This window comes from Microcoleus sp. A6-C6 (assembly GCF_036705955.1).
Lineage (GTDB): Bacteria > Cyanobacteriota > Cyanobacteriia > Cyanobacteriales > Microcoleaceae > Microcoleus.
This window is the reverse complement of record NZ_JAUBVR010000148.1, coordinates 1-5,661: the sequence shown is the minus strand read 5'-3', so window position 1 is coordinate 5,661 and position 5,661 is coordinate 1. Positions and strand designations below refer to the sequence as shown.

The following is a 5,661-nucleotide window of genomic DNA, read 5'->3' as shown; positions in this document are numbered from 1 at the left end:
GTCACAACCGCTCATGTCAGATTTTTTGTTTCTTACTCTTCTAAGATAACTGGGATTATATTTAATTGCAAGCCCCTTAACGGCAACGAAGCTGTAAGTGCAGCGCTGCAACATAAACCAGACATCGCGCTGATGGACATTGACTTGCCCGGAATCGACGGTATTGAAGCCACACAACAAATCAAGGCTGCATTGCCGGATACTCGCATTTTGATGCTCACCCATCACACCAACCCAACTCAAGTGATGGCGGCTTTGTCCAGTGGTGCTCACGGCTACTGCGTTAAAGGCACTAACGCAGAGCAACTTCTAGCAGCGATTACCGCTGTGCTTTCAGGTAGCACTTACCTCGACGCACAAGTTGCTAGCTGCATACTGCAAAACCTCAAAACACCATTGCCCGATCGCTATGCGACTGACGATATTAACCTGACGGAACGCGAAATGCAAGTTTTACAGGAGCTAGTTGAGGGTAAAAGCAATAAACAAATTGCCGCTCAACTGGGAATAAGCGTTCACACTGCCAAAGGTCATATAGAGATGATTATAGTCAAACTTGAAGCGAGCGATCGCACCCATGCAGCCGTTAAAGCACTGCGCTTGGGCTTGGTTTAGCTGCTACGCTCAAAAAAGACGGCAGTTGGCAATTTGGGCGATCGAGCTTCGTGACAGTGGATACTTTCTCTTCAAGTTTGTCGTTCTAATTCAACTCACAGATTTTTACTCTTCAAACGTGGGCAATGTCAACCAAAACCTAGCTCCTTTTCCCAACTCGCTTTCAACACCAATCTGTCCGCCATGAGCCGAAACAATTTTCCGACAAATATGAAGTCCCAGCCCCATTCCTTGCCCTAACTTAACTCCAACTCCCCTCGTATAAGGCTCGAATAATCTTGCACATTGCTGCGGTGGAATTCCTGCCCCATTGTCTGCTAACATACAGCGCACCATCTTACCGTCCTGTTTAACTTCTACAGTCAAAATAAATCCCGGCTGATTGTATTTGACAGCATTATCTATGAGATTGCCAAATACCCGCCAGAGCTGCTGGGCATCAGCATTGACCAAAGGCAAATCTGCGGCAAAAAACTGCTTCACCTTGACTCGATGCTGGTTAAAAATCGGCGCTCTTTCAATAAGAATATTTTTGACTAATTTGTACAGCGACAGCGGCTTCATTACTAAAGAATCACTTTGTACATCAAACTGTTGTGCTGCTGTTAGCGACTCAATCAACTTGAGTTGGCGCGAACAACTTTGCACCATAACCTCCACAGCAGGCCGCTCAATAGCAATGCTACTGGTAGTATCATTGAGGCGACTTTGCAGCAACAGCGACATTCCCGATATAGGCGATCGCAAATCGTGAGAAACTGCGTGTAACAACAGGAGCAAATTAGCTTGGGCCCGTTGCCGCTCTTGTATTTCCTGACTTAACTGGACATTTTGTGCCCCTAATTGCGCGTTAGCAGAACGCAGTTGTTGCTGCAAGCGCTGCATTTTAAGTTGAGCAGATACCCGCGCCAACACTTCAACAGGCTCAAAAGGTTTGATAATGTAGTCAGCACCGCCCACCTCAAACCCTTTTACTTTGTCAAATATGTCATCTAAAGCACTGATAAAAATTACAGGAATGTCACAAGTAATTTCCGATGCTTTTAGTTGACGGCAGACTTCATAGCCATTCATACCGGGCATTTTTATGTCGAGCAAAATCAAATCAGGTATTTGCAGCTCTATGGCTTTCAAAGCTCGCTCTGGGCTCATCATTTTGCGGACTTTATAGCCATTTTCAATGAGCATCATAGAAAGTAATTGAACGTTGGCGGGAATATCGTCAACAATCAAAATATCAGCCAAAAATTGTTTAGTTTGCTCCATTATCTATCGCCACCAAATGACAAATTTTTAAGTTTTTTGCGAATATTGCTAACTGCTATTTCCCCAGCCACGCTGTTCGCGTCAGGAGCGTCAACCCGCAACTCAACATCAGCCTCCGTCACGGGTTCTTCTGGATCGTTGGGATGCGGCAATAACTGGTAAGCTGATTTAATCCGATTGTCCAGCTCTTCATCAATATTAATCGATCGACCAGTTTCCCGTTCCACAGACAGTGCCGAGGCTCTGCGTTCGAGCTGTGGGCAAATGCTGCTATCCCAAAGAGCCTCAGAATCTTTGACTCGCTTGATGTCGCCAGGGCGCACTGGAATCTTGATCAGATAGGGAAACAGAGCTTCCGCACCCGTTCCGTAACCAGGATTCGTAATGACGCACTTGCCTTGAGGAAACCGCAAAATCTCGTCAGCACTGATTAGGGGTTTCTTTTGCAATTGTTCGCTCCAATTGACAGAACGACTTGTCTGCTGTCCCGTCGAACTGCCTGTAGAACGATTCTTCACCAGCAATTCCATTTCTCCGTAGCGCTTGGAATATTTTTCCGCTGTGTCAAAGTCACCGGGGTTGAACAAGACGTGAGTTGACAAAGCACTGGCGATCGCAGCCCCTTTTTTCTCTCCATAGAGATTGTACAATTGGTTTAAACTTTGAATGCCAACAATCGGCACACCCCCTGCGGAACGGTATTCGTTAGCCCACTGATCCATTCTGTCGAATTTGAGAGACGGAAATTCGTCTAAACAGTACACAAATGGGTCAGAACGCACCCGACTCAAATTAGACACCACGCACAAGTGAATAGCAGCAGCCAATAGAGGCCCAACTACAGCTCGTCTTTGGTCATCTAATTTAAAAATAATGCACTTTTTGCCTTCTAAAACAACCGGAATAGTGCTGCGACCAATAAACGCTCGCAGCAAATCTTTTTGAATAAAACTCGAATAAGTTGCTTCTGCTGTTGCCTTAATACCCGCCACAGTTTTTTCAGCATCTTTTGAACTTAATAACTGCGAAAAACTAGAAGCAATCCACCTGTCCATCTTCAGCGGATGACCGTCGGGACGGTGAACGGCGTGGTCGATGCGCTTGACTAAATCGGGCAGTTGAATAATTGCATAAACCATTGCCAAATCCGGGTAAATACTGCTCTTTGCTAACTGCACTAATCCCTTAGCCATCAATTCCCCTGCTTTCTCGAAAAATTCGTTACCTTTGCTCTCCCCCAAATTTGCATTTCGAGCAATAACTTGTCCAATTTCTGCGGCCATTACTGCATCTTGTGCATCTCTCATAAAATCAAGAGGGTTGATAACGCCGCTGTAAGCTTCCCCCGGTGCAAACACCTGTACATCGTAGCCGTAGCGCACTGCTAAGGGTGCGTTCAGCTTCATTTGGTCTCCTTTTTTGTCATAAATAATCACAGGAAAGCCTTGGTGAAATGCGCTTTCAACCATGCGGTCAATTACGCTGAATGTTTTACCAGAGCCAGGGGCACCAATAACTAAAGTGCCGCGTTCGGCGTGAGGAAACCAAATCGTCGGACTTGCACCAAATAGCGTTTGCAATCTAGCGCTCAACCCTTTAACGCTCTTAAACCAATAAGTCGGCGTGCCGCTCCATAAAGTAACTGGCTGCCGTTTTTTCTCTTTTATTTGTTTGAGAGACAAGCCCGTCGCTGTCATCTTTTCTGCCGTCCCGCACAGCCGACCGGAGGTAATTTTTCCCTTGCCAATTCCGATGATTTTAGAGATTACAGCCAGAGCTACTAATAACCCTAACATTGAAAGTCCTTCAGGATTCATGAACTGACCCAACAACCCGGAAAAATCAATGCTAGTTAACGAACGTTTAGGAGGTTGAGCTGCCATTTGTACTAAGGTATGTTTGTTAGTATTAGGCAAAATTTGCAAATCATTCATGTTGATTAGTTGGTTTGTTAGTTTATTGGTAAGGATTCGGGTCACTGAACACTAAACACTGAACACTGAACTCCTTGCTCGGAAAAGACTTTTATAGTCTAATTGTTGTAGTTAAAAAAAGTGAATTAATTTAGCTTGATTAGATTGATTCAGCTTGATTGAATTGATTCAGCTTGATTGAATTGATTCAGCTTGATTGATTAGTAGCTAATACGGTTCAGTTAACCTTTAAGACGAATTTGATGCCATGAATTTACGGGACATACAGGCATTTGTTAGAAGTCAGATTGTTCTCAACCCAAGCGGACTGAATTAGTAGCAATAAAACAAGTCCATATTCCAGAGAACGGCTATCGCCTTTAGGGGGAAACAATGACACAAATAGGTAAACAATGGTAAGAAACAATAACGCAAAATCCCCAACAAAGACAGCACACAACTCTCGTGGAAACTCCAACACCCAAAAGAATAAGACTGCTGATTCTTACGAGATAGACCCGGAGCTATTGAACAGTGAGTACAACCAAAGTCGCAAACCCTCTTTGCCCTATGGAATCGTAATTAACGATAACCCAGCAGGTATTTTGCTCCCGGCCGACCAGCTTGCAAAAGCCGAATGGCATACAATGCCTAATCAAGAGGAATTAACTACCGTTGAACTGACTTACCAAGTGACGGGATTGCTGCTGCAAAAACCGAGGATGTTGGTATTAGCTTTTGTGCCTGAGTACATCCGCTACAAAGATATTGAAGAAAATGGACAATTAGCCGGTACTTTTATCGGGTCTTACGACGAATATCGCCATTTATTCGATAAGAAAATGCAGGAAGTTTGCTCAGAACACGCTCTCATCTTTTTAAATGTCAAAAATCAACCCCTACATCAAGTGCCGATTGTCGTGCGTTTCAAGAATGTAGCTCTCTGGAGCTTCAAGAGCGCTAAAGAAGAATTTTACCGCAATTTAGAACGGGTATTTGCTGATTACTTTGGCAAAGATTACAGCGGTAAAAATGATAAATGGCGCTCTTTGGGAGTCTTGAATGTCGAGTTTAAAGCTATCAAAGAAGGAGAAGGCAAGAATAAATCTTTTTGCTGCAAGACTCACAGCATTACTCAGCCCAATCAGGCTAATTTTCACAAGCTGTTTCTCGGTCAAAAATTACAAAAAAAATTGATTTGGGGACTGCACAATAACATTGCTGGCTTCATTGACGCTAGCGATACCCGGTTGCCAAGTCTAGCTGCTGGTGCTGAAGCAGAAGTCCAGGCGTTGCCAAAAAGCGTAACTAACCGCAAAAGTCGAGGTAAATTGTCGCCCCCTCGCAAAATTACACAAATTGAAGGAGGAACTGACTCAGAATTAGAGGAGTTAGATCAATTTTCCGAAGCTACTGAGGTTGATGTTGAAGTTGATTTAGACGAAGATTTTGATTGAGATTGACCAGCCTAATCCCAAAGACTAATCACCTTTGAAAAACAGGCTGTCAGCAAGTTGATAGGTAAGACCGTCGTAGCAAAATTGAAGCTGGCGGCGGTCTTTTTCGGAAAGCTGACTCACTACTAGACAAGGCAAACCCTCGCGCGAGGAACTTTCCACCTGAAATAATGGAGTTTTAGGCGGGTGATTGGAGTCGAGATAAGCTGCAAATACTTCTGTTGGCACTTGACCCGAATCATTCGGAATTAAGTAGCCAACATAAAGACAGCCTTCTGTGCCGCACAGAGCGGAATTATTGAAATCATAAAGGTTCAGCCGCCCCACCGAGCTATTAGACCTCTTGCAAAAAAAATCTATGCTATAATAGAAGGTTTTCAATTTAATCCCCCTAGAGCTAACTCATAATT

General features: G+C 44.1%; 5 protein-coding genes. 2 read left to right on the top strand and 3 right to left on the bottom strand.

All coding sequences use genetic code 11. The annotated features are described in order from the left end of the window. Positions 1 to 615: response regulator transcription factor (locus QUB52_RS28515; protein ID WP_332976329.1), on the top strand; the 615-nt coding region annotated here is incomplete at its 5' end. 105 nt (positions 616 to 720) lie between these two features. Here QUB52_RS28515 and QUB52_RS28510 read toward each other — a convergent pair. After that, positions 721 to 1,881, bottom strand: coding sequence for a hybrid sensor histidine kinase/response regulator (locus QUB52_RS28510; protein WP_332975590.1), 1,161 nt, complete (start codon positions 1,879 to 1,881; stop codon positions 721 to 723). Further along, the gene (locus QUB52_RS28505; protein ID WP_332975589.1) at positions 1,881 to 3,815 is read right to left on the bottom strand and encodes a type IV secretory system conjugative DNA transfer family protein; all 1,935 of its coding nucleotides are present in this window, start codon (positions 3,813 to 3,815) and stop codon (positions 1,881 to 1,883) included. The genes QUB52_RS28510 and QUB52_RS28505 overlap by 1 nt, the downstream gene beginning before the upstream one ends. Before the next feature lie 392 nt (positions 3,816 to 4,207). On the opposite strand from QUB52_RS28505, the gene QUB52_RS28500 reads away from it, so the two are divergent. Beyond that, positions 4,208 to 5,251, top strand: coding sequence for a DUF5895 domain-containing protein (locus QUB52_RS28500; protein ID WP_332975588.1), 1,044 nt, complete (start codon positions 4,208 to 4,210; stop codon positions 5,249 to 5,251). A 24-nt stretch (positions 5,252 to 5,275) separates the two neighbouring features. Here QUB52_RS28500 and QUB52_RS28495 read toward each other — a convergent pair whose 3' ends face one another. Beyond that, the gene (locus QUB52_RS28495; protein WP_332975587.1) at positions 5,276 to 5,578 is read right to left on the bottom strand and encodes a hypothetical protein; all 303 of its coding nucleotides are present in this window, start codon (positions 5,576 to 5,578) and stop codon (positions 5,276 to 5,278) included. Between the last annotated feature and the right edge of the window lie 83 nt (positions 5,579 to 5,661).

Excerpts from the sequence above, each read along its gene's own strand:
- QUB52_RS28510 (WP_332975590.1), bottom strand. The coding sequence starts at position 1,881 with ATGGAGCAAACTAAACAATTTTTGGCTGATATTTTGATTGTTGACGAT.
- QUB52_RS28505 (WP_332975589.1), bottom strand. The coding sequence starts at position 3,815 with ATGAATGATTTGCAAATTTTGCCTAATACTAACAAACATACCTTAGTA.
- QUB52_RS28500 (WP_332975588.1), top strand. The coding sequence starts at position 4,208 with ATGGTAAGAAACAATAACGCAAAATCCCCAACAAAGACAGCACACAAC.